Source organism: Streptomyces sp. 12E, from assembly GCF_055633275.1.
In genome coordinates, this window is record NZ_JBVNCJ010000001.1 from 1,271,901 (window position 1) to 1,296,927 (window position 25,027).

Genomic DNA, 25,027 nt, shown 5'->3' on the forward strand with positions numbered 1-25,027 from the left:
GGGAACGCCTCGACGGCGAACCGGTACGGCGGCGCGCATGAATGCCCGCCCGCCGCGCACTGCCTCCCATCCGGACTTTAACCGTCGGTCCAGGAATTTCACCTGGTCAACCGGCCGCTGGAGGCGACCGGGTCGCGGACTGTAACCGCCGGTTCGGACTTTCACCGACCCCGGAGTGCGCTGCTACTGGTACAGGGCCAGTCTGCCACGCCCGGCCGCCCTCCATGCGGGCGAGGAGTGTGGGGTGGCTCACAGGAGGTGAAGCGGAGGCCGCCCGGAGTCACGCGAGGGCAACTCCCCCTTCATGTCGCCCCCTTGACGACACGCCACATTGGTCCGTACCTATGGACTCCGTGGTCCGGTCCCCTCGGGGTCCGAGCCGCCTTCCGTGACGGGACCGGGGAGCCGGCCGCCCCTCGCGGGACCGGCCCGGCGGCGGTGACGACGGCCCTTGCCCGCCGCCGGGCCTCACCACGCGCGGATGCGCCCGGCGCCGTGTCCGGTGAAGCTGAACGGCGTACGACGTCAGCCGGCGCGACCGGTGTCACATCCGACGGTGGCTGATCCATCCTGGTTGGCACGGGGCGCTCCGTCGGGTGGCGCCGGGTGCGCGAAGGGACGGAACAGCATGAGCACGATCCTGGTGACCGGCGGTACCGGCACGCTCGGCCGGCACCTCACGGAACGGCTGCGCGCGAACGGGCACGGGGTGCGGGTGCTGAGCCGGCACGCGCGGCCGTACGCCGTCGACCTGCGCGAGGGCGGGAAGGGGCTGGACGAGGCCGTCGCGGACGTGGACACGATCGTGCACTGCGCGTCGTCACCGCGCGGCGGCGACGAGCAGGCCGCCCGGAACCTGATCGCGGCGGCCCGGCGGGCCGGGGTGGGGCATTTCGTGTACATCTCGATCGTCGGTGTCGACCGGGTGCCGTTCGGCTACTACAGGTCCAAGCTGACGGTGGAGCGGCTGGTCGAGGAGTCAGGGCTGGGGTGGACGGTGCTGCGCGCCACCCAGTTCCACGACCTGGTGCTCACGGTCCTCCAGGGCATGGCCAGGCTGCCGGTCCTGCTGCTGCCGGCCCGGGTGAAGGACCAGCCGGTCGCTGTCACCGAGGTCGCGGACCGCTTGGCCGGGCTGGCCCAGGGCGCGCCGGCGGGCCGCGTCGACGACATGGGCGGTCCGGAGGTCCGGACGCTCGACTCCCTGGCTCGCGCGTACCTGAGGGCCACGGGCCGCCGCCGTGCGGTGGTGAGGGTCCCGCTGCGCGGCGCGGCCTACGCCGCCTTCCGCGAAGGCGGTCACCTCGCACCGGAGCGGGCGGTCGGCAAGGGCACGTTCGACGAGTACCTGGCGGAGAGGTTCGGAGCCGGCGTCACACGCCGCTGACGGACGTCGGCCCCGGCCGGAACCGGCGGCCCGGTACGGGACGGGCGTCCGGGCGCCGGTGCCCGGAACCGCGTACCGGGCCGCCCGGGACCGGGCGGCGGCCGAAGCAACCCCGGGCGCGGGTCCCGGCAAGGGCGGCCCGGCCGGAGCCGGCGGCGACCGGAACGGTCCTCGGGGAGGGATCTCCCCGAGCCCCGCCGGGCCCGCCGGGGACGGGACCACGGCGCCGGCCGGGGCGGACGGGGCCGGGCCGGGCGACGGCGTTCGGCGGGCGGCCCGGCGCTTCGGGCCCCTCTGACCCGCGGACAGCCGCGCGGCGGCCTGCCCGGCCGCGAGGTGCGCGCAGGCTAGTGCCCGGGCGCGCCGAACAGTTCGTCCTGGGCCCGGTCGCGGGCCGTCAGGAGGGCCCCGCGGAGCACCGCGCCTCCGCCCAGGGCGCTGGGCCGCACGTCGGCGGGCAGGGGCGACATGGCGGCCAGGCGGTCCCGCACCCGCGCGGCGAGCGCCTCGCCCCCGGCCTGGCCGACCTCGCCGCCCAGGACCACGTGGCCGGGGTCGAGCAGCGCGACCACCGAGGCGACGCCCACGGCGATCCGGTCGGCCAGGTCGTCGAGGAAGCGTGCCTCCGGGGAGGTGGGGCCGGCCGTCGCGACGGCCGTCCGCACCGCGCCCGCCGCCGGCGGCTCGGTCCCCGGCTCCGCCGCGACGCCGTGCTCCTCCGCCAGCCGGGCGATCGCCGTCGCGCCCACCAGGGAGTGGAAGCCGCCCGCGCAGTCGGTGGCCGACGGCAGGCCGCTCGTGCCCGGGACCGGGAGGAAGCCGATCTCGCCCGTGCCGCCGGAGGCGCCCCTGCGCAGGGTGCCGTCGAGGATCACGGCGGCGCCGGTGCCGTGCCCCAGCCACAGCAGGACGAAGGTGTCCCGGTCGCGGGCCGCTCCGTCGCGCTGCTCGGCCAGCGCGGCCAGGTTGGTCTCGTTCTCCACGCTGACCCGGGCCTCGGGGAACCGTTCCTGGAGTGCGGCGACCAGGCGCCGGTGCCACTCGGGCAGGCCCGTGGAGTCGCGCAGTTCGCCGCTCGCGGGGTCGATCAGCCCGGGCGCGCCGATCCCGACGGTGTGCAGCCGGTCGGCGCCCGCCTCCTTCACCGTCCGCTCGACCAGCGTGACCGCCTGTCCGACCGCCGGTCCGGTGTCCGTGTCCCCGGTGATGGGCAGGGCGGCCTCGGCCAGGACCTCGCCGACGAGGTCGGACACGACCACGGTGACGCCCTCGGTGCGGACGTCCAGCGCGGCCAGGTGCGCCCGGTCCGCGACGATGCCGTAGAGCTTGGCGTTGGGGCCGCGCCGCTGCTCCCCCGCCTCGCCGGCCACCGCGATGAGCCCGGCGGCGGTGAGCCGCTCGACGAGGTCGGCGACGGTCGGCCGGGACAGCCCGGTCAGCTGCTTCAACTGCCCCGCGGTCAGCGGGCCCTCCCGCTGGAGCAGGCGCAGGGCGAGCCGGTCGTTGAGGGCTCTGGCGGTGCTCGGGGATGCGGCCATGCCGGGATCCTTCCAGATCGGCGGGGCCGGCCGGCGCGTGCTCCGCCTCCGGATGCCCCATATCTATCAGGCAGGGTTCCTGATAGTTTACGGCGGCGCATACGGAAACCGACGGCCGGGAGGGGCGGGACGATGAGCGCAGTGGTCCACCGACAGCATGACGTGAAGCGGGCGCGGTACGCCGTGGCCGCCGTGTTCGCCGTGCACGGCGCCGTCACCGGCTCGTTCGCCACCCGCGTCCCCTGGATCCAGGACCACGCCGGGGTGAGCGCCGGGCAACTGGGCCTCGCGCTCGCCTTCCCCGCGCTCGGGGCGTCCCTCGCGATGCCGCTCGCGGGAAGGATCAGCCACCGCTTCGGCGCCCGCACGGCGCTGCGCGGTCTGATCGCGCTGTGGACGCTGGCGCTGGTCCTGCCGTCGGTCGCCCCGAACCTGCTCACCCTCTGCCTGGCCCTGTTCGTCTACGGCGCCACGGCCGGCATGTCCGACGTGGCGATGAACGCGCTGGGCGTGGAGGTGGAGAACCGGCTCGACAAGTCGATCATGTCGGGGCTGCACGGCATGTGGAGCGCCGGCGCCCTGATCGGCTCGGTGGGCGGCACGCTCGCCGCCCACCTCGGCGCGGACGCCCGGCTGCACCACGCGCTCGCGGCCGCCGCCTTGACGGTGGTGGGCGTGACCGCCTGCACCTGGGTGCTCGACCTGCAACCCGCCGAGGACGAGGAGCCGCCGCCTCGGTTCGCGCTGCCGCCCCGCTCCGCGCTGCTCATCGGCGCGATCGGCTTCTGCGCGGTGTTCGCGGAGGGCGCGAGCCTGGACTGGTCGGCGGTCTACCTGCGCGACCAGCTGGAGGCCTCGGCCGGTCTCGCGGCGGCCTGCACCACCGGCTTCACGCTCACCATGGCGGTCGCCCGGATCGCCGGGGACCGCGTGGTGGACCGCTACGGCGCCGTGCGCACGGTCCGCGCGAGCGGTGTCGTCGCCCTGCTGGGCGGACTGCTGATCGTGTTCGCCGAGCACCCCGCGGCGGCGATGGGCGGGTTCGCGCTGATGGGGCTCGGCATCGCGGTGGTCGTGCCGCTGTGCTTCGCCGCCGCCGGCCGCAGCGGCTCCAATCCGAGCCTGGCCATCGCGGGCGTCGCGACCATCACCTACACCTCGGGGCTGATCGCCCCGAGCGCGATCGGCCTGCTGGCCCAGGCGACCAGCCTGATGGTGTCGTTCGTCCTGGTGACGGTGTTGTCGTGCGGCATCGCGGGCTTCGCGGGCGTGCTGCGCGCGGGAGACCGTACGAAGGTCACGCGTCCGGACGCAGCAGTTCCCGAGCCCCGTCCCTGAACGCCTCGCTCCAGGGCGCAGGGCGCAGGGTCGTGGCGTCCAGCCGCACCAGCACCCGGCTGCCCCGCGCGTAGGTCACCGCCCCGTCCGCCGAGCAGAAGCGGAAGCCGTACGTGAGTCCGGTCGTGCCGAGCCGCTCCAGCCACAGGTGGACCGCGTACGCACCGGCGCGGGTCACCGGGGCCTCGTAGCCGATGCGCAGTTCCCGGACCGCGTTGCAGGCGTCGCCGGCCGCCACCCAGTCGCCGTCGAAGCGGACGCCCTTCTCCTGCCACAGCTCGCTCCACGCCCGTTCGACGAGCAGCGGATAGCGGGCGTTGTGCAGCAGCCCCAGCGCGTCGAGGTCGTCGAAGTGGACGGTCACGGGGATCAGCCGGCCGTACGGCAGGGCGGGGGCGGGCGGGGCTTCGGCGGTCACGGGCGGGACTCCTGGGACGTACGGAACGAGTGCCGCCTCCGTCGAACAGCGGCGCGCCCTCATCCTAAGCGGACGCTCAGCCGGGCCGGCGGCACCCGCCCGCCTGTACGAAGCACCGCTGCTCAGCCCGCACAATGGTGCGGACACGCTGCACGTACGACGAAAGCGACAGCCCATGGATCTCGGCGTCCGGTGGACACTGCACGGCGACGGACGCACCCCGGCCCCCGGCGCGGTGGTCCGCCCCGACGAACGGCTCTCCTGGCCGCGCACGGCGGGTCTGGGCGCCCAGCACGTCGTGGCGATGTTCGGGGCGTCCTTCGTCGCCCCGGTGCTCATGGGTCTCGACCCCAACCTGGCGATCATGATGTCGGGCGTCGCGACGATCGTCTTCCTGCTGGCCACCCGCGGCCGGGTGCCCAGCTATCTGGGCTGCTCGCTCTCCTTCGTCGGCGTCGCTGCGGTCATCCGGGCCCAGGGCGGCTCCAGCGCCACCGTGACCGGCGCGGTGTTCGTGGTCGGAGCCGCGCTGTTCCTGGTGGGTCTCGCGGTGCGGCGCTTCGGCGCGCGGATCATCCACGCCGCGATGCCGCCGGTCGTCACCGGCGCGGTGGTGATGCTGATCGGCTTCAACCTGGCGCCGGTGACCGCCTCCACCTACTGGCCGCAGGACCAGTGGACCGCCCTGTCCGTGATGCTGTTCACCGGTCTGGCCGTGGTCTGCCTGCGCGGTTTCTGGTCCCGGATCGCGATCTTCCTCGGCCTGGTCTTCGGATACGTCCTGTCCTGGGCGCTCGACCGGATCTTCGGCAGGATCCACTCGGCGGACGCGAGCGGCCAGGTCACCGACCACTGGCGCCTGGACCTGTCCGGAGTGGGCCGGGCCGACTGGATCGGCCTGCCGACCCTGCACGGCCCGTCCTTCGAGTGGTCGGCGATCCTGGTCGCCCTGCCGGTGGTCATCGCGCTCATCGCCGAGAACGCGGGGCACGTCAAGGCGGTCGGCGAGATGACCGGCGACAACCTCGACGACAAGCTCGGCACGGCCATCTCCGCCGACGGTGTCGGCTCCATGCTGTCCACCGCGGTCGGCGGCCCGCCCAACACCACCTACTCCGAGAACATCGGCGTGATGGCCGCGACCCGCGTCTACTCGACCGCCGCCTACTGGGCCGCCGCCGGCTTCGCCCTGCTGTTCGGCCTGTGCCCGAAGTTCGGCGCGGTCGTGGCCGCCATCCCGGGCGGCGTGCTCGGCGGGATCACCGTCATCCTGTACGGCATGATCGGCCTGCTCGGCGCGCAGATCTGGATCAACGCCAAGGTGGACCTGCGCAATCCGCTGAACCTGGTGCCGGCCGCCGCGGGCATCATCATCGGCGTCGGCAACGTCACGATGGAGTTCACCGACACCTTCTCCCTCAGCGGCATCGCGCTCGGCACGCTGGTCGTCATCACCGGCTACCACGCGCTGCGCCTCTTCGCTCCCGCCCACCTCAAGACGCAGGAGCCGCTGCTCGACGAGGGCACGTCCTCCTACGACACCGACGGCGCCGAGGGCGATCAGCGCGCCGAGTCGTAGCCGTACGACGGGGTGAAGGTGCCCGGTGCCCCCTTGCAGCCGTCGGACTCCCCTGGCAGCCTCACCCACGGGTAGGCGTCGATGCCGGCCTCCCCGGTGCTCGGTGTCGGGGCCGGCCCGGCTTGCGGCCGGCCGGATCACACCATGCGCCGTCCGCCGGGGCGCCGTTGCCGTTGCGGCTGGTGCCGATCACCGCGCCGGGGACCGGCCTGCTTCAGCACTCGGCCGGCGCGGGCCAGTGAGGCGAAGCGGGCGGCGCGCTGCCCGGCGGAGGGGCACTCGGACCGGGCGATCGCGTCGGGCTCCAGGATCACGATGACCTCGCTGTCGCCCAGCCCGGCGGCGAACCGGTCGATCCAGGCGTCGTAGGCGGCCGGATCGGGCGCTCCGCCTTCGGAACGACCGCCGCACTCGCGGTCGGGAATCGCGTACGGCACGAGGACCGGCGTCCGGCCCTGCGCCGCGCCGCCCGACACCACGGCACGCGCCCGGGAGGTGATCGCGTCCGGGGAGTGGTCCGCGAACCACACGGCCGCCGGCCGGTCGGCCGTCCGGGACTCGTGACCGGGCGGCGCGGGTCGTCGGGATGGGCCCGCACCCAGTCCAGGACCTGGGAGTCGGGGCGGCGGTAGAGGCGGGTGGACACGGGGGCGGTCCGCCGCCTCCTCCCGGTCTCGGACACGGACGCCTTCGGGCTCGCCGTCTCCTTCGGGCCGGCCGGGGGAGAAGCCGACTTCGTCGCCGAGGGCGAGAGCGACGGCACGGCGGGCGGCGGGGCCGGGCGCGGCGAGGAGGTCACCGCGGGGCGCGCCTCGTCCGCGTCCGTCGCCGACCGACGACCTCATCCCCGTGACGGTGCCGACCGCGACCACCACGGAGGCCGCCGCGACCATCGTGCCGCGCCGGACGGCACGCCGGCGCTCGGCCCTTCGCGCGGACAGGCGCCGGGCACGCGAGCCTGGCACGGTGCTGCTCCCCTCCCCCGCGACGGTGCGTTCCCCCGTTCCGGGGAAGCGTCGGGCCCGCCGCCACTGGCGCCGCCCCGAAGGTGCGACTCTGCGCTCATGGTGCGATGCGAACAAGTCCTCACCGCCGTGGACGGGGTCGTCTCCCGTATGCGCGCCCTCGACGCGACCCTGCCCGCGCGGGACGGGGTCGCGGTGTTCAACCGTGTCTACCTCGCCGTCACGGAGGCCGTGGACCGGCGGATCGACGCCGGCCGGTTCCCGGACGCGCGGGCTGCGATCGCGCTGGACGTGCGGTTCGCGGAGCGCTATCTGGCGGCGGTGGACGCGGTCGCGCGGGAGCGGCGGCCACCGGCCTGCTGGCGTCCGCTGTTCCAGTTCCGCCGGCACCCGGGCGTACGGCCGCTGCAGTTCGCGCTCGCGGGCATCAACGCGCACATCGGCCACGATCTCGCGCTCGCCGTCGTGGACACCTGCCGTACGCTCGCCTGCGAACCCGCGGACCTGGAGGACGAGTTCGACCAAGTGGGTGATCTCCTCCTCTCGCTGGAGGACCGGATCCGCGAGGAGCTGATCCCGGGCCCCGAGCTGCTGCGGATCGCCGACCCGCTGACCCATCTGCTGGGCGCGTGGAGCCTGGAACGCGCCCGGGACGCGGCCTGGGCGGCGGCCCGCGCCCTGTGGGCGCTGCGCGGACTGCCGGACGTGGCCGGGGAGTTCACCGAACGCCTGGACACGGCGGTGGGCTTCGCCGGCCGCATGCTGCTCACCCCGCTGCCGGACTGATCCGGCGGCGGGGAAGCCGGCTCAGTCCTCGGGGAGCTCGACCGGGGCGATCTCGTCGTAGAGGTCGCCGGGGCCCGGGTTGGTCGGGTCGGTCTCGCCGCCGAAGTGGTGCATGACGCCCCAGACCGCGTTCAGCGCGGTCTGGACGGCGCCCTCCGCCCAGCCGGCCGTCCAGGAGATGTCGTCACCGGCGAGGAAGATGCCCCGCTTGTCCTCGGGCAGCGCCTCCTGCATGAAGTGGGTGAACAGACGGCGCTGGTAGCGGTAGTGACCGGGCAGGTTGGCCTTGAACGCGCCCATGAAGTAGGGCTCGTTCTCCCAGGAGACGGTCACCGGGTTGCCGATGACGTGCTTCCTGATGTCGACCTTGGGGTAGATCTCGCCGAGCGACTTCAGCATGACCTCCATCCGCTCGTTCGCGGACAGCGGCAGCCACTTCAGGCTGTCGTCGCACCAGGTGTAGGAGAGGCAGATGACGGCGGGCTTGTCGGGGCCGTCGTCCAGCAGGTAGGTGCCGCGGGTCATGCGGTCGGTGAGCGTCATCGACATGACGTCCCGCCCGGTCGGGTTCCCCTTGTCGTCGACGGCCTTGTCGAGCCAGAACGGCCGGTCCACCGGCACGAAGAGCTTGGAGCTCTCCATGTAGTGGGTGCGCTCGATCGCGGTCCAGTGGTCGATCGGGAAGAGCGAGTCGTCGCAGGCGATCTTCGAGAGCAGCATCCAGGACTGGGCGGTGAAGATCGCCGCCCGGTACGTACGGATGTCCCCGTCGGCGTCCGTCACCGTGATCCGGTTGCCCGCGGTGCGGTCGAGCCGGGTGACCGCCGGGCGGGGCTCGCCGTCCGGGTGCAGGGACTTCAGCGAGGTGCCGTACGGCCAGTGGACGATCTTCTCCGGCTCGCGCTCCCACAGGCGCAGGGGCAGCTGCTGGGAGCCGCCGACGATGCCGCGGTGGTGGTCGTCGGCCTCGGTGTAGACGACGCGGAGGATCTCCAGGATGGAGTTGGGGAAGTCGGTGTCCCAGCCGCCGGTGCCGAAGCCGACCTGGCCGAAGATCTCGCGGTGGCGGAAGGACTTGAAGGCCTCGGAGTCGCAGAGGAAGCCGTAGAAGGTCTGGTTGTCGAGCTTCTCCACCAGCTTCGCCCAGATCTCGCGGATGCGCGGGACGTCGCGCTCGCGCAGGGCGCGGTTCATGTCGGAGAAGTCGGCACCCTCTTCGAGGCACCTGGCCCAGGCGTCGGCCACGTCCCGGTAGACCTGGGGCAGGTCGTCGAGTGTCTCGGCGTAGTGCGACTCGCCCTTGAGGTCGACGACGGTGGACGGCGTCGCCTCGGCGAGGGGGTTGGGGAAGGGACGGGTCTCGAGGCCCACCAGGTCGATGTAGTGCTGGAGCGCGGTGGAGGACGGCGGGAAGCGCATCGCGCCCATCTCGGCGGTCAGCGAGGGGTCGCAGCCCTCGAAGCCGACGGTCCGCAGCCGGCCGCCGATCCGGTCGGCCTCGTAGACGACGGGCTTGAGGCCCATCTTCATCAGCTCGTACGCGGCGACGATGCCGGACAGGCCGCCGCCGATCACCGCGACCTCGGTGCCGTGCTCGGTCGCCGGGACCTGCCCGAGGCCCGCCGGGTGGGCGAGGAAGTCGTCGTACGCGTACGGGAAGTCCGGGCCGAACATGGTGATCGGCGGCTGCTGCTCGTCGGCGTGCTCGATCGCGTTGGGCACGGTGGACGTCATGGGGTGCGGACTCCTTGCACGGGTGAAGCGGAGGCGGGGGTGCGGGTGTTCAGACGAGGGATCCGTAGAGGCCGGGCCGGCGATCGGCCAGATACGGGTTCGCCTCGCGGGAGGCGGCGAGGAACACCGGGTCGGCGTCGGCGAGGACCAACTCCTCCCGGCGGCCGGCGCGGGTACGGGCCACTCCGTCGGGTCCGGCGAGCGTGGACAGCCCCACGAACTCGAACTCGCCCTCGCGGCCGACCCGGTTGACGTACGCCACGTACATCTGGTTCTCGAAGGCCCGTACCGGCACCATGTGCTCGGCGACGAACTGGAACGGGTGCATCTGCGCGGTCGGCACCAGCAGGAGGTCGGTGCCGGCGAGGGCGTGGGCGCGCACGTTCTCCGGGAACTCGACGTCGTAGCAGATCATCAGGCCGACGGTGAGACCGTTCAGCTCGGCCTGGGCGACGGGCTGCTCGCCCGGGGTGAAGTGGTCGCGTTCGAAGCAGCCGAAGAGGTGGGTCTTGCGGTGGTTCGCGAGGCGGGTGCCGTCGGCGGAGATCAGCTGCACGGAGTTGAAGACGCGCCCGCCGTCCCGCTCGGGGTAGCCGTAGGCGATCGCCAGGCCGTGCCGGGTGGCGCTCTCCGCGATCGCGTCGGCCGCGTCGCCGTCGGCGGGCTCGGCGAGCCGGCCGATGTCGTCGCCGATCGCGTACCCCGTGAGGAACAGCTCCGAGGTGACGAGCAGCCCGGCGCCCGCGGCGGCGGCACGGCCGGCCGCCTCGTCGAGGACCTCGAGGTTCTCGGCGACGGATCCGGGCCGTCCGGAGCTCTGGAGCAGGGCGGTGCGCATGCGTGTTCCTCATCGGTACGCGGGGGTTTCGGGGGCCGGATAGACGGTACGGGCGGGCGGCTCGGGGGGACAAGGTGGAGCCGTTGCGCGTCGGTGAGGGGTTTGTTGCGTCCGGGGCGGGGGTGACGGCGATTCGTTGCACGGCGCTCTCCCCTCCCGCGATGTGCGGTGGGTTCGCGTGGTCCGGTGCCGTATGGGCGCCTCCGCGCCGGGATGGGCCGGGGGGTTGCGCAGCCCGGCGCTTTCGGGGGGCCGCCGCGCCCGCCCTCCCCCACTCCCGGCTCCTCCCCCACTCCCGGCTCCGCTCGAGCGGGGACCCCCATGAGCGGGGGAGGCACGGCTGCCCGCGGAGGGCCGGGGCGGGGGTGGCCGCCCTCGGCGGCCGGCGGGTCCTCACCCACGGCGTGTCCTGGCGGCCCCGGCGAACAGCAGGGCCGCCGCCGCCAGGTACGGCACCGCGAACACCGCGAAGGCGGTGCCGTGGGCGCCGCCCGAGGCGATCAGCGCGTAGCCGCCGTAGACCGCGACCGTCGCCAGTTCCGTGCCCAGGCCCGCCACCGAGGTGAGGGTGGCCCGGCCGGTGTCCTCGATGCGCCGCTGGAGGCGGGCGTCGGCCAGCACCGTGGCCGCCTGGAAGCCGCCGAAGGCGAGGGCGACGAGGCCCAGTCCCCAGGGAGTGCCGTCGGCCGCGCCGGCGGCCAGGGCGAGACCGGCGCCGGCCAGCAGCGCGGCGAGCCCGGCCGTGCCGAGCCGCTCGCCCTCACCGGCCAGCAGGCTTCCGGCGGCGGCGCCGGCCCAGATCAGCAGGAGCAGGTAGGGAACGGTCCCGTCGGCGACCCCGGTCTCCCGCACCAGCAGGGGCGTGTACTCGTCGAGGGCGCCCCACACCGCACCGACGGCCGGAACGAGCAGCAGCGCCCCGCGTACGGACCGGTCGGCACGGGCTCCGGCGAGTCCGGCGCGCAGGGCCGCCGTCCAGCTCTCGTGCCCGGTCTTCGGCGAGCGGTGCTCCGGGAACCGGAGTGCCGTGGCCGCCGCCAGCAGGCACACCAGCACACTGGCGGCTCCGACGGCGGTGTGGCCGCCCCGGGCCAGCACGGGACCGGCCAGTCCCATCGCCGCCATCACGGCGACCAGTCCGGCCGCGCGGGCCCGGCCCATGACCCGGGCGTAGCGGCCGGCCGCGTCGAGCCGTTCCAGCTCGTCGTGGACCAGGGCCTCGAGCGCACCGGAGCCGAGCGCTCCGCCGGCGCCCCACAGCACGAAGCCGAGGGCGAAGGCTCCGTACGACGGGAGGAACACCCACAGGGCGAAGCCCGCGGCGGTGAGCAGCGGGCCGAGCCACAGCAGCAGTCGGCGGGACACGGCGTCGGCCCAGGCGCCGGAGGGAACCTCCAGCAGCACACCGGTCACCGACCACAGGGCGAACAGGGAGGAGATCTGCCCGACCGACAGACCGGCGTCGCCGAACAGCAGCGCGTACACCGGGTAGAGCAGGATGAAGTCTTCGAGGAACGCGTAGCCGTACAGCGTGGTCGTCAGCCGTCGCACGCGGACGTCGGTGGCACGCGTGGGCGTGGGAGTCATGAGGCCTTCCCGTGGGGGCGGTTCGGACACCGGACGTGGAGGACGAACGGCGCCGGAGGCGGCCCTCGGGAGGCGCGGCCGGTGGATCAATGTCGCCAGGTCATGACCCCATGCTAGACCGGCCGTGAGGGGTCCCGCCCGGTGTTCCCCGGCCGGTGCTCACCGCTCCCGGGCGGGGAGCCGGGGCGGCAGCACGACGTCGCCGCTGCGCTTGAGGCGTTGCCAGGGCAGCCGGTACCCGTTGACCGCGGTGAGGCAGGCCTGGACGAGCACCAGGTACATGAGCTGGCGGTAGACGATCTGCTGCAGCGGGAGCGTCCACAGCGGCCGGAGGCTCTCGCCGTCGAGGCGGAAGGCGTAGGCCGCGCAGACGGTCTGGACGGCCAGCACACCGGTCCACGCCAGCATCGTGCGGAGCGGGTTCCCGAAGACCAGGCCGTGGACGGTCAGCAGGTCGATCAGCGGGGCGAGGAGCGGGGTGAGGATCTGGAAGACGGCCAGCAGGGGCAGCCCGAGGCGGCCGAAGTGTCCCGCGTGGCCGCGCTCGACCAGCGCGTGCCGGTGCTTCCACGCCGCCTGCATGGTGCCGTAGCTCCAGCGGTAGCGCTGGCGCCACAGCTGCCGCAGGGTGGCCGGCGCCTCGGTCCAGGCGAGCGCGTCCTCGGTGTAGCGGACCTCCCACCCGGCCCGGTGCAGGGCCATGGTGACGTCGGTGTCCTCGGCGAGGGTGTCGCCGCTCATCATCCCGGCGTCCCGCAGGGCCGTGACGCGAAAGGCACCGACGGCGCCGGGAACGGTCGGCATGCAGCGCAGCAGGTCGTACATGCGGCGGTCCAGGTTGAAGCCCATCACGTACTCGATGTGCTGCCAACGTCCCAGCAGCCCTCGGCGGTTGCCCACCTTGGCGTTGCCGGCGGTGGCGCCGACGGCCGGGTCGGCGAACGGCTGGACGAGGCGGTGGACGGTCGAGGGGGCGAAGACCGTGTCGGCGTCGAGCATGACGACGAGGTCGTGGGAGGCCCGCAGGACGCCGGTGTTGAGGGCCGACGCCTTGCCGCCGTTCGGCCGGCGGAGCACCGTGGTCTCCGGAAGGCCGAGCGACTCGGCGACGTCGGCGGTGCCGTCGTCGGAACCGTCGTCCACGACGATGATCTCCACGGGGTGATCGCTCACGGCGAGCGAGCGGAGCGTCTTGGCGATGCACGGTCTCTCGTTGTACGCGGGGACGACGACGCTGACGGGCCGGGTGACGGGCCGGCCGGCGCCGGGGCGCGGGCGCCGGTGGACGTGGTGGTGGGCGAGGACCAGCATCAGCGCGCACCGCGCGAGGACGAGCGCCCCGACGGCCAGCAGCAGCACGCCCACGACCGACACCGCCGTGCTCGACACGGCCACGGCGGCCACGAACACCCGGCCCTTCCACAGGGTTCCGGTGTCGACGGGGCTGGTGAGGCCGTCGGTGCCGACGAGATCGGCGATCGTGGTGAAGCGGTAGCCCTGGGCCGTGAGCCGGGGGATCAGGATGTCCAGCGCCCGGGCGGTCTGCGACCGGTCCCCGCCCGAGTCGTGCAGGAGGACGACCGTTCCCCGGCCCGGCACGTCCGGCGTGGCCGCGTCGGCGATCGCCCGGGCGCCCGGCCGCCGCCAGTCCCCGGTGTCCTGGTCGACGAAGGCCAGTACGTAGCCCTTCTCGCCCAGGCGCCGGGCGACGGACCAGGCCGGTCCGTCCAGGGCGGTGGTGGTCGAGGAGTACGGCATCCGCAGGAGCGAGCTGTTGACGCCCCCGGCTCCGGCGAGGGCGAGCTGGGTCAGCGCCAGCTCGCGGTCGGTCTCGCCCGCGGACAGCGTGGCCAGGTCCCGGTGGGAGAAGGTGTGCACCCCGATCTCGTGGCCGGAGCGGATCAGATCGCGCAGGACCGCGGGGTGGCGCACGGCCTGCCGGCCGGTGACGAAGAAGGTGCCGGGCGTGCCGTGGCGGTCGAGGACGGCCCGGATCCGGGGTGTCCAGACGGGGTCCGGGCCGTCGTCGAAGGTCAGGACCACCGTTCTGTCCGGCGCCCGGTAGGTGCGCAGGCGGTCATGGGTGGTGTCGACGACCGGGCCGCCGCCGGTGACCTCCCGGGGGGCGCCGGTGGCCGGCTTCCCGGCGCGTCCCTCCTGGTCCCCGGGGAAGTCCCGGGTCGTGTGTCCCTCGACCAGGAGCACCGAGACGACGAGGGCCAGCAGGACGAGCGGGACCACGACGCGGAAGCGGTGCGGGGGCGGCAGGGGCGCTCGGGCCCGCCGCGGCCCGGGTGTCGCCGGCGGGGGACGGACCGGCCGGCGGCGCATCAGGGGGTCCCGGCCACGGGCGCGTCACCGGGCGGGGAGCCGCCCGGGGCGCCGGACGGCGCCTGCGGTGGCTCGGACGGACCGGGGATCGTGTCCGCCGGAGGCTCCGGGGCAGGCGGCTCGTCCGTCCCCGCGGGTGGATCGTCCGGGGGCGGCTCGGGGGCGGGTTCGCTTCCGGTGCCCGGACCGGGTGCGGACGGATCGTCGGGGGCGCCGGGCTCCTGCGGTGCCTGCGGAACGCCGGTCGCGGGGGAATCCGGTCCGGCCGGGGCCGGGGGCGCCGGTCCGCCGGGGACGAGCGGGGCCGCGGGGGTGAGGAGCGGGCCGCCGGGCGACGGGAGGAGGGGAACCGGCGCGGAGCCCGGGCCCACCGGAGTGCCGGCGTCGCCGAAGTCGCTCCGCCCCGGGTCGAGCACGCCGCCGGGCGGCCGGGGTCCGTCGTCCGGTCCTCCTTCCCGGTCCGGCGCCGACGGGGCCGTGGCCTCTCCGGGCAGGGGCGGCAGCAGGGCGCCCGGTGCGAACGGGGTCGCTCCCATGAGGCTCAGCACCAGCACCACCAGGTACGCGGCTGCCAGTCCGGCCACGCCGTAGCCGGTGCGCCGGAGCACCCGCGCGCGCCTGCCGGTGGAGTCGACGAACACGGGGAAGCACGGATCAGCCGGCGAGACGATCCCCGTATGTCCGGAATCATCCTGACTCCGCATGGAGCCAGCGTACGCCGGAACGGTCCTCCCTACGCGGGCGATCCCGAAGAGAACCGCCGCAGCAGCGGGGACAGCACCAGCACGGACTTGGTCCGCTCGACGAACGGCTCGCCCGCGATGCGTTCCAGGACCCGTTCGAAGTGGCGCATGTCGGAGGCGAAGACCTGGGCGACCGCGTCCGCGTCACCGGTGACGGTGGAGGCGGCCACGACCTCCTGGTAGCGCTCCAGGCCCCGCTGGATGGTCTCCGGTGAGGTGTTGCTCCGGCAGTAGATCTCGACGAACCCCTCCGTCGCCCAGCCGAGGGCGGCCGGGTCCACCCGTACGGTGAATCCGGTGATGGCCCCGGTGGCGCGCAGCCGGTCCACGCGCCGTTTCACGGCGGGCGCGGACAGGCCGACGAGCTGGCCGATGTCCGCGTAGGAGCGGCGGGCGTCCTCGGCGAGGGCGTGCACGATGCGTTCGTCGAGATCGTTCAGCACTGCGGGCGGTTCACTTCGCTTCTGGTGTGGCGGGGGCGGCGAGCCGGGAGCGGCGGTGGCCGTACAGGAAGTAGAACACGAGCCCGACGGCCATCCAGACACCGAAGACCACCCAGGTGACGGCGGACAGGCTGCCCATCATCCACACGCAGAACGCGAAGCCGACGGCGGGCAGGACCGGGGACAGCGGCACCCGGAAGGCGCGGGGCATGTCGGGGCGGGTCCGGCGCAGTACCACGACGGCCACGTTGACCAGCGCGAAGGCGAACAGGGTGCCGATGCTGGTGGCGTCCGCGAGTTGGCCGAGCGGGACGGCGGCGGCCAGCACGCCGCAGAAGAGGGAGACGATCAGGGTGTTGGTGCGGGGCGTGCCGCTCTTCGGGCTGACCCGGGCGAACACCTTGGGCACCAGCCCGTCCCGGGCCATGGCGAACAGGATGCGGGTCTGGCCGTAGAGCACGGTCAGGACGACGCTCGCGATGGCGATGACGGCGCAGAAGGCCAGCAGGGTGCCCCAGAAGCTCTGGCCGGTGACCTCGCGCATGATCTGGGCGAGCGCGGCCTCGGAGTCGGTGAAGTGCCGCCAGGGCTTGGCGCCCACGGCGACGGCGGCGACCAGGACGTACAGCGCGGTGATGACGGCGAGCGACAGCAGGATCGCGCGGGGCAGGTCGCGCTGGGCGTTCTTCGCCTCCTCGCCCGCGGTGGAGGCGGCGTCGAAGCCGATGTACGAGAAGAACAGCGTCGCCCCGGCGGCGCTGACACCGGCCATGCCGAGCGGCATGAAGTTCTCGTAGTTGCCGGAGCGGAAGCCCTGGACGCCGATGGCGCAGAACAGCACCAGGGCGCCGATCTTCACGATGACCATGATCGTGTTGGCGCGGGCCGACTCGCGGGCGCCGCCCATCAGGAACGCCATGGCGAGCAGGACGACGATCAGCGCGGGCAGGTTGAAGACTCCGCCGTCGCCGGGCGGGGCGGAGAGCGCGGCCGGGATGGTGACGCCAATGGTGCCGTCGAGCAGTTCGTTCAGGTACTCGCCCCAGCCGACGGCGACGGCGGCGACCGAGACGCCGTACTCGAGCATCAGGCACCATCCGCAGACCCAGGCGACCAGCTCACCCATCGTTGCGTACGCATACGAGTAGGAGGAGCCGGAGACCGGGATGGCGCCCGCCAGCTCGGCGTAGGAGAGGGCGGAGAAGAGGGCCGTCAGACCGGCTATGACGAAGGACAGCGTGACGGCCGGACCGGCCTTGGGAACGGCCTCGCCGAGGACGACGAAGATGCCGGTGCCGAGAGTGGCACCGATGCTGATCATGGTCAGCTGCCACAGTCCGAGGGACCGTCGCAGGGAACCGCCCTCACCCTGGCCACCCTCCGCGACCAGGCGTTCCACGGGCTTGCGGCGCATCAGGCGCGCGCCGAGGCCCGGGGGTGGCGGGGCGGCGGGACCGCCGTCGTGCGGGGGTGCGCCTTGGTCGAGCACGCGCTGACTCCTTCGTCGCTGCCGGTCTTCCGCGGCAGGGACCGACGACGTCCCACGACAGCCGGGACCCGTCGGGCGGGGTCCTCGCCGCACCACGTACAGCGCGTAACCCTACGAGGTTCTCCGTTGCTCCTGAAATGCAGCAACCTTGCGCGTGCCCGCAAGATCATTGCGTTACCGGCGGGGAGGCGGGTGTTCGTTGCGCGAGGGCTCTCGAGCGTTGCGCACCGGCCCCCGCCGGCCCCGGGGCGGGGCCGGCGGGGGCCGGGCGGGGGTGAGGGGGCGTCAGCTCCAGCTGGCGTGCAGCGGCTTGCCCTCGGCGTAGCCGGCGGCGCTCTGGATGCCGACGACGGCCTTCTCGGCGAACTCCTCGAGCGATCCGGCCCCGGCGTAGGTGCAGGAGGAGCGGACGCCCGCGATGATCGAGTCGATCAGGTCCTCGACACCGGGGCGGGCCGGGTCGAGGAACATGCGGGAGGTGGAGATGCCCTCCTCGAACAGCGCCTTGCGGGCGCGGTCGTACGCCGACTCCTCCGAGGTGCGGTTGCGCACGGCACGCGCGGAGGCCATGCCGAAGGACTCCTTGTAGGGGCGGCCGTTCGCGTCGTGCTGGAGGTCGCCCGGGGACTCGTGGGTCCCGGCGAACCAGGAGCCGATCATCACGTTGGACGCGCCGGCGGCGAGCGCCATCGCCACGTCGCGCGGGTGCCGGACACCGCCGTCGGCCCACACGTGCTTGCCGTACTTCCTCGCCTCGGCGGCGCACTCCAGGACGGCGGAGAACTGCGGCCGGCCGACGCCGGTCATCATGCGGGTGGTGCACATGGCGCCGGGTCCCACGCCGACCTTGACGATGTCGGCGCCGGCCTCGATCAGGTCGCGAACGCCCGCGGCGGCGACGACGTTGCCGGCGACGACCGGCACCTGCGGGTCGAGGTCGCGGACCAGCTTCAGCGCCCCGATCATCGACTCCTGGTGCCCGTGCGCGGTGTCGATGACGAGCGTGTCGACGCCGGCGTCCAGCAGCTGCCGGGCCTTGCCCGCCACGTCGCCGTTGATGCCGACGGCGGCGGCTATGCGGAGCCTGCCCCGCGCGTCGGTGGCCGGGGTGTACAGGGTGGCGCGCAGGGCGCCCTTGCGGGTCAGGATGCCCGCCAGACGGCCGTCCCCGTCCACGGCGGGCGCGTAGCGGCGGTTGGCGGCGTCGAGGGTGTTGAAGGCCTCGCGCGGGTCCGTGTCCGCGTCGATGAGGATCAGGTCCTTGGACATGACCTCTTCGAGCTGGGTGAAGCGGTCCACTCCGGCCAGGTCGGTGTCGGTGACCACGCCGACCGGCCGGTGTCCGTCGTCGACGACGACGCCGGCGTTGTGCGCGCGCTTGGGCAGCAGGGCGAGCGCGTCGGCGACCGTCTGGTGCGGGGCCAGCACGATCGGGGTGTCCAGGACGTGGTGGCGGCCCTTCACCCAGGAGACGACCTCGGTGACGACCTCGATCGGGATGTCCTGCGGGATGACGACGAGTCCCCCGCGACGGGCCACGGTCTCGGCCATGCGGCGGCCGGCGATGGCGGTCATGTTGGCGACGACGAGCGGGATGGTGGTGCCCGTGCCGTCCGGGGAGCTGAGGTCCACGTCCTGACGCGAGCCGACCGCGGAGCGGCTCGGCACCATGAACACGTCGTCGTACGTCAGGTCGTACGCGGGCCGGATGTCGTTGAGGAAACGCACGTGCTGCACATCCCAGTCGATCAGAGGTGGCCCCCGGACAGGTCAGCCAGGGGGAAGAGCACGTACTTCATTGTCCCATGCCGGCCGGAGCGCCGGCCCCGGGCGGATCGTCCAGGCTGGTCAGAGCCCTGCCCGGAGGATCCTCCAAGAGCCGGGGCCGCGGTGGGCGGCGGTGCCGGGCCGGACGGTGCGGCCGGAGGGGAAGTCGGCGGGGGAGCCGGTCGCGGGCGCGCGGCGGCCCGTCGGGCCCGCCTCGCCGGGGCCCGCGCCGAAGTCCGGCGCGGCCGCGGGCCGGACCGTCGGGTCGTACGGCGTCCCGGCGCCGTCGCGGACGACGCGCCGTGGTCCCCGGTGCGGCGGCCCGCCCGTCCCGCCGTCCGGTGACGACACGCCGCGTCCCGCGACCGGGCGGACCGGCGCTCTCCCCCGCGCACGTGTGACGACGGCCGTGTTCGCACCGGGCGGCGGGACGGGCGGGCGCCGGGACGCGGGAGCCCGCCCCGGCGCCGTGCGGCCGCTGCCGCCAGGTCCTCCCCCGTCTCCCTGGCCGTCAGAGGCCGTCCGGGTCCGCGCGGTTGAGGGCGGACCTCGGGGTGGTCCCCGCCGTCATCAGGTAGTCCGCGGCCGACGTGTCCGTCACCAGGCTGGTGACGAGGCCCGAGCGCAGCACGGCGTCGATCGCGGGCCCCTTGCGCTGGCCGCCCGCGATCGCCACGACCTCGGGAACCCGGCGCAGCTGGTCGGTCTTGACCGTGATGCACCGCTCCCCCAGGTCCCGGCCGACCCGGCGCCCCTCCGCGTCGAAGAGGTGCGCGGACATCTCCGCGGCGACGCCGAGGGAGGCGTAGTGCGCCCGTTCCTCGTCGCTGAGCATGTCGTGCACCGTGGAGATGCCCGGCTCCCAGGAACCGATGGAGACGCAGGCGACGGTGACCTTGTCGAAGTACTCGAAGGCCCGCGCGATGCCGGTCTGGTGGCGCAGTGCCTCGGCGGTGGCCGCGTCCGGCAGCAGCATCGGCGCGTAGATGGGGTGGGCGTCGCCGCCCGACACCTGCGCGGCGCGCCGCACGGCCTCCACCGAGCCGCGCTCGGCGGTCCCGGCGTCGTACACGCCCGTCAGCTGCACGACCGTGCAGGGGGGCAGCCGGTCCAGGGCCGCCGCCATGTGGATGGTGGACCGGCCCCAGGCCAGGCCCAGTACGTCCCCTTCGTTGACCAGCTCGCCGAGCAGGTCGGCGGCCACCTCTCCCAGGTTCTCGGGGTCGGGTGTCTCCTCGGCCTCGGCCGGGGACTCGACCACGACGGCGTGCCTCAGGCCGTACCGGGCGCGGAGCGCGTCGGAGCGCTCGGCGTCCAGCTCGGCCGGCACGCGGATCTCGATCCGTACGAGATCCCGTTCGAGGGCGGTCTCCAGGACCCGGGCCACCTTGAAGCGGCTGACGCCGAACTCCTCGGCGATCTGGATCTTGGATTTGCCCTCGAGGTAGAAGCGGCGGGCCATGGCCGCCGCCTGCACCAGCTCAGCGGGTCCCATCCGCATGGCTGACCGGCCCGCCGACATACCCGACACGGCGCTCTCCTCACTGCTGTTCACACTCTGGATTCGCCGTTCATCCTTGCAGATCCGGCGCGGTCGATCAGCCCTGCCGGGCGCCGTTCACGTTCCTGACGCTCAGTGGTCGCATGCCCACGATGCCTTGGCCGTCGCGGCCTCCGCCTGGTTGCGCAGCGCACGTACCGCCTCGGCCGGGTCCTCCGCCCCGTACACGGCGGAACCCGCGACGAAGACATCGGCGCCGGCGTCGGCGCACCGCTCGATGGTGGACGCCGAGACCCCGCCGTCGACCTGGAGCCAGAGCTCGAGACCGTGCCTGCTGATCAACTCGCGGGTGCGGCGAATCTTCGGAAGCATGATGTCGAGAAAGGCCTGGCCCCCGAATCCCGGCTCGACCGTCATGATCAGCAGCATGTCGAGTTCGGGGAGCAGGTCTTCGTAGGGCTCGACGGGGGTCGCCGGCCTCAGCGCCATGGAGGCACGGGCGCCCTTGGCGCGGATCTCCCGGGCGAGCCGTACGGGCGCGGTGGCCGCTTCGACGTGGAAGGTGACCGAACCGGCCCCCGCCTCCACGTACTGGGGCGCCCACCGATCGGGGGCCTCGATCATCAGATGGCAGTCCAGCGGAGTGTCCGTCGCACGGGCGAGCGACTCCACGACCGGCACGCCGAGCGTGAGGTTCGGGACGAAATGGTTGTCCATGACGTCGACGTGGAGCCAGTCGGCGCCGGCCACCGCCTTCGCCTCGTCGGCGAGGCGGGCGAAGTCGGCGGACAGGATGCTGGGGCTGATCTGCGGGGCCATGCCTCAAGACTGCCATGCCCGCCGGGGGTTGCCCGCATCCGGTCCCGTGCGGCGACGGTCGTGCGTGGGCCGCGGGCCGTCCGCGGCGGAGCCGTGGACGTCACCGCCCCGCGCCCCTTCCCCGCCCCGCGCCCCTTCCCCGCGCCGCGGCGGAGGTGGCCATGAGCGGTAGCCCTGGTGTCGCGCGGCTGGTCTGCGGCCGGCGTTCCAAGTGGCTGGTGCTGGGTCTGTGGGTGGTGGTGCTGTTCGCGGTCGCGCCGTTCGCCCAGAGGCTCGGCGACGCGCAGGACAACGACGCGGCGTCCTGGCTGCCGGGGTCCGCCGAGTCCACGCAGGTGCTGGAGGTCTCCGAGGACTTCCGGCCCGAGCAGATCCCCGCGGTCGTGGTCTACGCGCGGGACGGCGGGCTGACCGCCGCCGACCGGGAGCGGATCGCCGAGGACGTGGCGCAGCTCCAGCGGTTGAGCGACCACGGCATCAGGGGCGACGAGACGCGCGGCCCGGTCTTCGACCGGGAGACCGGCCCGCGGGCCGCTCAGGTCCTCGTGCCGATCACGATGGACGCCCGGGGCTGGGAGCGGATCGGCCCCGCGGTCGACTCGATCCGGGGCGACGTCGGCGGAAGCGGCGGGGGCCTCGCCGTGCACGTCACGGGACCGGGCGGCACCTCGGCGGACTTCGCCGAGGCGTTCGAGGGCATCGACTCCACTCTGCTGCTGTCCGCGACGGCCGTCGTCGTCGTGATGCTGCTGATCACCTACCGCAGTCCCGCCCTGCTGCTGGTGCCCCTGCTCGCGGTGGTCTGCGCGCTGTTCACGGCACAGGCCCTGATCTACTTCCTGGCCGAGTGCGCGGGCCTGACGGTCAACGGGCAGAGCGCCGGCATCCTCACCGTGCTCGTCTTCGGCGCGGGCACCGACTACGCCCTGCTGCTGGTCGCCCGCTACCGGGAGGAGCTGCGGCGGCACGAGGACCGGCACGAGGCGATGACGCTGGCCCTGCACCGCGCGGGTCCGGCGGTGCTCGCCTCCGGCGCGACCGTCGTGCTGAGCATGCTGGTGCTGCTGACCGCCGAGATGAACTCCACCCGGGGCCTCGGCCCGGTCGCCGCGATCGGTGTCGGGGTCGCCCTGCTGGCCATGCTGACGCTGTTCCCGGCACTGCTGGTCGTCTGCGGCCGGCGGATCTTCTGGCCGGTGATCCCGCACCACGGCGCCCCCGACCCGATCGAGCGGGGCGTGTGGGCCCGCACGGGCCGCGGCATCGCCCGTCGTCCGCGCATGGTCTGGGGGTGACGGCGGCGGTGCTGGCGGTCTGCTCACTGGGCCTGGTCCAGCTCCGCGCGGAGGGCATCGACAACGCGGACGCCTTCATCGGGAAGCCCGACTCGATCACCGGGCAGGAGGTCTTCGCGCGGTACTTCCCGGCGGGCGGCGGCGATCCTCTGGTCGTCGTCAGCGACCGGGAGCAGGCCGAAGCGGTGGGCCGCGCGGTCGCCGGCACGGAGGGCGTCGTGCCGGAGTCCCTCGGTCTGCCCCCGGGCACGAAGCCCTCGCACGAGGGCAGGGTCCTGTTCGAGGCCACCATGACCGCCCCGGCGGACAGCGAGGCGGCCGAGCAGACCGTGGAGCGGGTGCGCGACGCCGTGCACGCGGTGCCGGACGCCGACGCGCGGGTGGGCGGCGGCACGGCGGCGCTGCTGGACATGGACGAGGCGACCACCCGTGACAACGTGCTGATCATCCCGCTGGTGCTGGTGGTCGTCCTGCTGGTCCTGTGCGTACTGCTGCGCGCCCTGATCGCCCCGCTGCTGCTGATCGCGACGGTGATCCTGTCGTTCGCGGCGGCGCTCGGCCTCAGCGCCCTGGCCTTCCGGCACGTCTTCGGCCACGCGGGCGAGTCGACCGACTTCCCGCTGTTCGTGTTCGTCTTCCTGGTGGCGCTGGGCATCGACTACAACATCTTCCTGACCACCCGCATCCGCGAGGAGGCCGCCCACCGGGGCACCCGGCCAGGCGTGGTCACCGGCCTCGCGGCCACGGGCGCCGTCATCACCTCGGCGGGCCTGGTCCTCGCCGGCACCTTCGCGGCCCTCGACACGCTGCCCATGGTCGCGTTCGCCGAGATCGGCTTCGCGGTCGCCCTGGGCGTGCTCATCGACACCTTCGTCGTGCGGTCGGTACTGGTCGCCTCCTTGTTCCTGGACGTGGGCCCGAAGGTGTGGTGGCCGCACCGAATGGCCCGCGAGGACGGCGGCGAGGTACGGGAGCCCGGGGCGGGCGTCAGCCGGTCCGGCGGATGAGGGCCAGGTACATCGCGTCGGTGCCGTGCAGATGCGGCCACAGCTGTACGTCGGGGCCCTCGCCCAGGTCCGGTACGCCGGGCAGCAGCGGCCGGGCGTCGAGCAGTTCCGCGTCCGGGAACTGCTTGAGGAGGTCGGCGACCACGGCCCGGGTCTCCGCCAGGTGCGGGGAGCAGGTGGCGTAGCCGACGACACCGCCGACCCGTACGGACTCCAGGGCGGTGCGCAGCAGCCCGCGCTGGAGCGGGGCGAAGCCGTCCAGGTCCTCCGGGCGGCGCCGCCACCGCGCCTCGGGGCGGCGGCGCAGGGCGCCCAGCCCGGTGCACGGCACGTCGACCAGTACCCGGTCGAAGCTTCCGGGGCGCCACGGCGGGCGCGTCCCGTCGGCGGCGACGACCTGGTACGGCCCCGGGTTCCCGGCGAGCGCCTTCGCCACCAGACCGGCCCGGTGCGGCTGCTTCTCGGAGGCCAGCAGCACGGCGCCCCGCTCGGCGGCGAGCGCGCCGAGCAGCGCGGCCTTCCCGCCCGGTCCGGCGCACCCGTCCAGCCACATCCGGTCGGGGCCTTCGACCGGCGCGTTGGCGAGCGCGAGCGCGACCAGCTGGCTGCCCTCGTCCTGCACGCCGGCCCGGCCCTCGGCGACCGCCGTGACGGCGCCCGGCTCCCCGCCCTCGGTGAGCCGCACCGCGTACGGCGACCAGCGGCCGGCGACGGCGGCCTCCTCGGCGAGCAGTTCGGTGGTGGTCGCCCGCCCGGGCCGGGCGACCAGGGTCACCTCGGGCCGTTCGTTGTCGGCCCGCAGCAGTTCCTCGACGCCGGCGCGTCCGCCGCCGAGGGAGTCCCACAGCGCGGAGACGACCCAGCGGGGGTGCGAGTGCACGACGGCGAGGTGGTCCTCGGGGTCCTCGTCGTAGGGCGGCGCGACCCGCTCCAGCCAGCCGTCGAGGTCGTCCTGCGCGATCTTCCGCAGTACGGCGTTGACGAACTTGGCCCGCCCGTCGCCGAGCACCACCCGGGCCAGCTCGACCGTGGCGGACACGGCGGCGTGCGTGGGGATGCGCGTGCCGAGCAGCTGGTGCGCGCCGAGGTTCAGCACGTCCAGCACCGGCGGGTCCACCTCGCGCAGCGGCCGGTCCACACAGGCGGCGACGATCGCGTCGTACGTCCCCTGGCGGCGCAGCGTGCCGTACACCAGCTCGGTGGCCAGCGCCGCGTCGCGCGCCTCGAAGCCGCCGTTCTCGCGCGCCCTGCGCAGCAGCGGGGGCAGGACGAGGTTGGCGTACGCGTCCCGCTCGTCGACGGCCCGCAGGGCCTCGAAGGCGAGGACGCGGACGGGGTCCTTCTTGGGCCGGCGGTAGGGCTTGGTGGGCCTGCGGGGCCCGCGGGGCTGGTCGCTCACGAAAAAGGTGCTCCGGATGTGGGGTGAGGTGCGCGGTCCAGCCTACGTCGTGCGGGTCCGGCA

At 74.0% G+C, this 25,027-nt stretch carries 17 protein-coding genes, 2 pseudogenes and 1 riboswitch; of the genes and pseudogenes, 5 read left to right on the forward strand and 14 right to left on the reverse strand.

Annotated features, from left to right (window positions below):
• Positions 1-52: 52 nt before the first annotated feature.
• Positions 53-183, reverse strand: a riboswitch (FMN riboswitch).
• Positions 184-628: 445 nt separating this feature from the next.
• Entirely contained in the window at positions 629-1,387 is a 759-nt protein-coding gene (locus tag ACZ8ZB_RS05965) for an SDR family oxidoreductase (RefSeq protein ID WP_470736664.1), read from the forward strand.
• A gap of 347 nt (positions 1,388-1,734) precedes the next feature.
• Here the strand turns inward: ACZ8ZB_RS05965 and ACZ8ZB_RS05970 are convergent, their stop codons facing one another.
• The gene (locus tag ACZ8ZB_RS05970) at positions 1,735-2,925 is read right to left on the reverse strand and encodes an ROK family transcriptional regulator (RefSeq protein WP_470736665.1); all 1,191 of its coding nucleotides are present in this window, start codon (positions 2,923-2,925) and stop codon (positions 1,735-1,737) included.
• Positions 2,926-3,057: 132 nt separating this feature from the next.
• Here ACZ8ZB_RS05970 and ACZ8ZB_RS05975 point away from each other — a divergent pair, with 132 nt between their 5' ends.
• Positions 3,058-4,263, forward strand: a complete 1,206-nt coding sequence (locus tag ACZ8ZB_RS05975) for an MFS transporter (RefSeq protein WP_470736666.1) — start codon at positions 3,058-3,060, stop codon at positions 4,261-4,263.
• On the opposite strand, the gene ACZ8ZB_RS05980 is transcribed toward ACZ8ZB_RS05975, so the two are convergent.
• Positions 4,223-4,681, reverse strand: a complete 459-nt coding sequence (locus ACZ8ZB_RS05980; RefSeq protein WP_470736667.1) for an acyl-CoA thioesterase — start codon at positions 4,679-4,681, stop codon at positions 4,223-4,225. The two genes, ACZ8ZB_RS05975 and ACZ8ZB_RS05980, sit on opposite strands and share 41 nt — an antisense overlap.
• A gap of 175 nt (positions 4,682-4,856) precedes the next feature.
• Here ACZ8ZB_RS05980 and ACZ8ZB_RS05985 point away from each other — a divergent pair, with 175 nt between their 5' ends.
• Positions 4,857-6,260, forward strand: coding sequence for a uracil-xanthine permease family protein (locus ACZ8ZB_RS05985; RefSeq protein WP_470736668.1), 1,404 nt, complete (start codon positions 4,857-4,859; stop codon positions 6,258-6,260).
• Here the strand turns inward: ACZ8ZB_RS05985 and ACZ8ZB_RS05990 are convergent.
• Positions 6,242-7,153 (reverse strand): annotated as a pseudogene (locus tag ACZ8ZB_RS05990) (glycoside hydrolase family 6 protein). The gene ACZ8ZB_RS05985 and the pseudogene ACZ8ZB_RS05990 sit on opposite strands and share 19 nt — an antisense overlap.
• A 171-nt stretch (positions 7,154-7,324) precedes the next feature.
• Between ACZ8ZB_RS05990 and ACZ8ZB_RS05995 the strand changes: the two are divergent.
• Entirely contained in the window at positions 7,325-8,011 is a 687-nt protein-coding gene (locus ACZ8ZB_RS05995; RefSeq protein ID WP_470736669.1) for a DUF5995 family protein, read from the forward strand.
• Between the two features lie 21 nt (positions 8,012-8,032).
• Here ACZ8ZB_RS05995 and ACZ8ZB_RS06000 read toward each other — a convergent pair whose 3' ends face one another.
• The 10 genes from ACZ8ZB_RS06000 to rpe all read right to left on the reverse strand — a co-directional run bounded on the left by ACZ8ZB_RS06000 (position 8,033) and on the right by rpe (position 21,263).
• Positions 8,033-9,745, reverse strand: a complete 1,713-nt coding sequence (locus tag ACZ8ZB_RS06000; protein WP_470736670.1) for a flavin monoamine oxidase family protein — start codon at positions 9,743-9,745, stop codon at positions 8,033-8,035.
• Positions 9,746-9,794: 49 nt separating this feature from the next.
• Entirely contained in the window at positions 9,795-10,583 is a 789-nt protein-coding gene (locus ACZ8ZB_RS06005) for a carbon-nitrogen hydrolase family protein (protein ID WP_470736671.1), read from the reverse strand.
• Between the two features lie 393 nt (positions 10,584-10,976).
• Positions 10,977-12,170, reverse strand: coding sequence for an MFS transporter (locus ACZ8ZB_RS06010; protein WP_470736672.1), 1,194 nt, complete (start codon positions 12,168-12,170; stop codon positions 10,977-10,979).
• A gap of 159 nt (positions 12,171-12,329) precedes the next feature.
• Positions 12,330-14,501, reverse strand: a complete 2,172-nt coding sequence (locus ACZ8ZB_RS06015) for a bifunctional polysaccharide deacetylase/glycosyltransferase family 2 protein (RefSeq protein ID WP_470736673.1) — start codon at positions 14,499-14,501, stop codon at positions 12,330-12,332.
• Positions 14,501-15,205: a hypothetical protein gene (locus tag ACZ8ZB_RS06020; RefSeq protein WP_470736674.1), complete on the reverse strand. Its 705-nt coding sequence runs from the start codon at positions 15,203-15,205 to the stop codon at positions 14,501-14,503. Before ACZ8ZB_RS06020 ends, ACZ8ZB_RS06015 begins: the two co-directional genes overlap by 1 nt.
• Before the next feature lie 29 nt (positions 15,206-15,234).
• Positions 15,235-15,687, reverse strand: a complete 453-nt coding sequence (locus tag ACZ8ZB_RS06025) for an Lrp/AsnC family transcriptional regulator (protein WP_470736675.1) — start codon at positions 15,685-15,687, stop codon at positions 15,235-15,237.
• A 10-nt stretch (positions 15,688-15,697) separates the two neighbouring features.
• The gene (locus ACZ8ZB_RS06030; protein WP_470736676.1) at positions 15,698-17,176 is read right to left on the reverse strand and encodes an amino acid permease; all 1,479 of its coding nucleotides are present in this window, start codon (positions 17,174-17,176) and stop codon (positions 15,698-15,700) included.
• Positions 17,177-17,461: 285 nt separating this feature from the next.
• Positions 17,462-18,904: a GuaB1 family IMP dehydrogenase-related protein gene (locus tag ACZ8ZB_RS06035; protein ID WP_470741427.1), complete on the reverse strand. Its 1,443-nt coding sequence runs from the start codon at positions 18,902-18,904 to the stop codon at positions 17,462-17,464.
• Positions 18,905-19,454: 550 nt separating this feature from the next.
• A complete protein-coding gene (locus ACZ8ZB_RS06040) occupies positions 19,455-20,498 on the reverse strand; it encodes a sugar-binding transcriptional regulator (protein WP_470736677.1) in 1,044 nt (347 codons plus the stop codon).
• A 78-nt stretch (positions 20,499-20,576) separates the two neighbouring features.
• Positions 20,577-21,263 (reverse strand): ribulose-phosphate 3-epimerase, encoded by a 687-nt coding sequence (rpe, locus tag ACZ8ZB_RS06045; RefSeq protein WP_470736678.1) that lies wholly within the window; start codon positions 21,261-21,263, stop codon positions 20,577-20,579.
• A gap of 161 nt (positions 21,264-21,424) precedes the next feature.
• On the opposite strand from rpe, the pseudogene ACZ8ZB_RS06050 reads away from it, so the two are divergent.
• Positions 21,425-23,565 (forward strand): annotated as a pseudogene (locus ACZ8ZB_RS06050) (MMPL family transporter).
• On the opposite strand, the gene ACZ8ZB_RS06055 reads toward ACZ8ZB_RS06050, so the two are convergent.
• Complete coding sequence (locus ACZ8ZB_RS06055) at positions 23,546-24,964, reverse strand: RsmB/NOP family class I SAM-dependent RNA methyltransferase (RefSeq protein ID WP_470736679.1); 1,419 nt, start codon at positions 24,962-24,964, stop codon at positions 23,546-23,548. The pseudogene ACZ8ZB_RS06050 and the gene ACZ8ZB_RS06055 overlap by 20 nt on opposite strands.
• Positions 24,965-25,027 lie beyond the last annotated feature (63 nt).

Bases quoted from the DNA above. Each gene is read 5' to 3' on its own strand.
- ACZ8ZB_RS05965 (WP_470736664.1), top strand. From the start codon at position 629: ATGAGCACGATCCTGGTGACCGGCGGTACCGGCACGCTCGGCCGGCAC.
- ACZ8ZB_RS05970 (WP_470736665.1), bottom strand. From the start codon at position 2,925: ATGGCCGCATCCCCGAGCACCGCCAGAGCCCTCAACGACCGGCTCGCC.
- ACZ8ZB_RS05975 (WP_470736666.1), top strand. From the start codon at position 3,058: ATGAGCGCAGTGGTCCACCGACAGCATGACGTGAAGCGGGCGCGGTAC.
- ACZ8ZB_RS05985 (WP_470736668.1), top strand. From the start codon at position 4,857: ATGGATCTCGGCGTCCGGTGGACACTGCACGGCGACGGACGCACCCCG.
- ACZ8ZB_RS05995 (WP_470736669.1), top strand. From the start codon at position 7,325: ATGGTGCGATGCGAACAAGTCCTCACCGCCGTGGACGGGGTCGTCTCC.
- ACZ8ZB_RS06000 (WP_470736670.1), bottom strand. From the start codon at position 9,745: ATGACGTCCACCGTGCCCAACGCGATCGAGCACGCCGACGAGCAGCAG.
- ACZ8ZB_RS06005 (WP_470736671.1), bottom strand. From the start codon at position 10,583: ATGCGCACCGCCCTGCTCCAGAGCTCCGGACGGCCCGGATCCGTCGCC.
- ACZ8ZB_RS06010 (WP_470736672.1), bottom strand. From the start codon at position 12,170: ATGACTCCCACGCCCACGCGTGCCACCGACGTCCGCGTGCGACGGCTG.
- ACZ8ZB_RS06015 (WP_470736673.1), bottom strand. From the start codon at position 14,501: ATGCGCCGCCGGCCGGTCCGTCCCCCGCCGGCGACACCCGGGCCGCGG.
- ACZ8ZB_RS06020 (WP_470736674.1), bottom strand. From the start codon at position 15,205: ATGCGGAGTCAGGATGATTCCGGACATACGGGGATCGTCTCGCCGGCT.
- rpe (WP_470736678.1), bottom strand. From the start codon at position 21,263: ATGGCCCCGCAGATCAGCCCCAGCATCCTGTCCGCCGACTTCGCCCGC.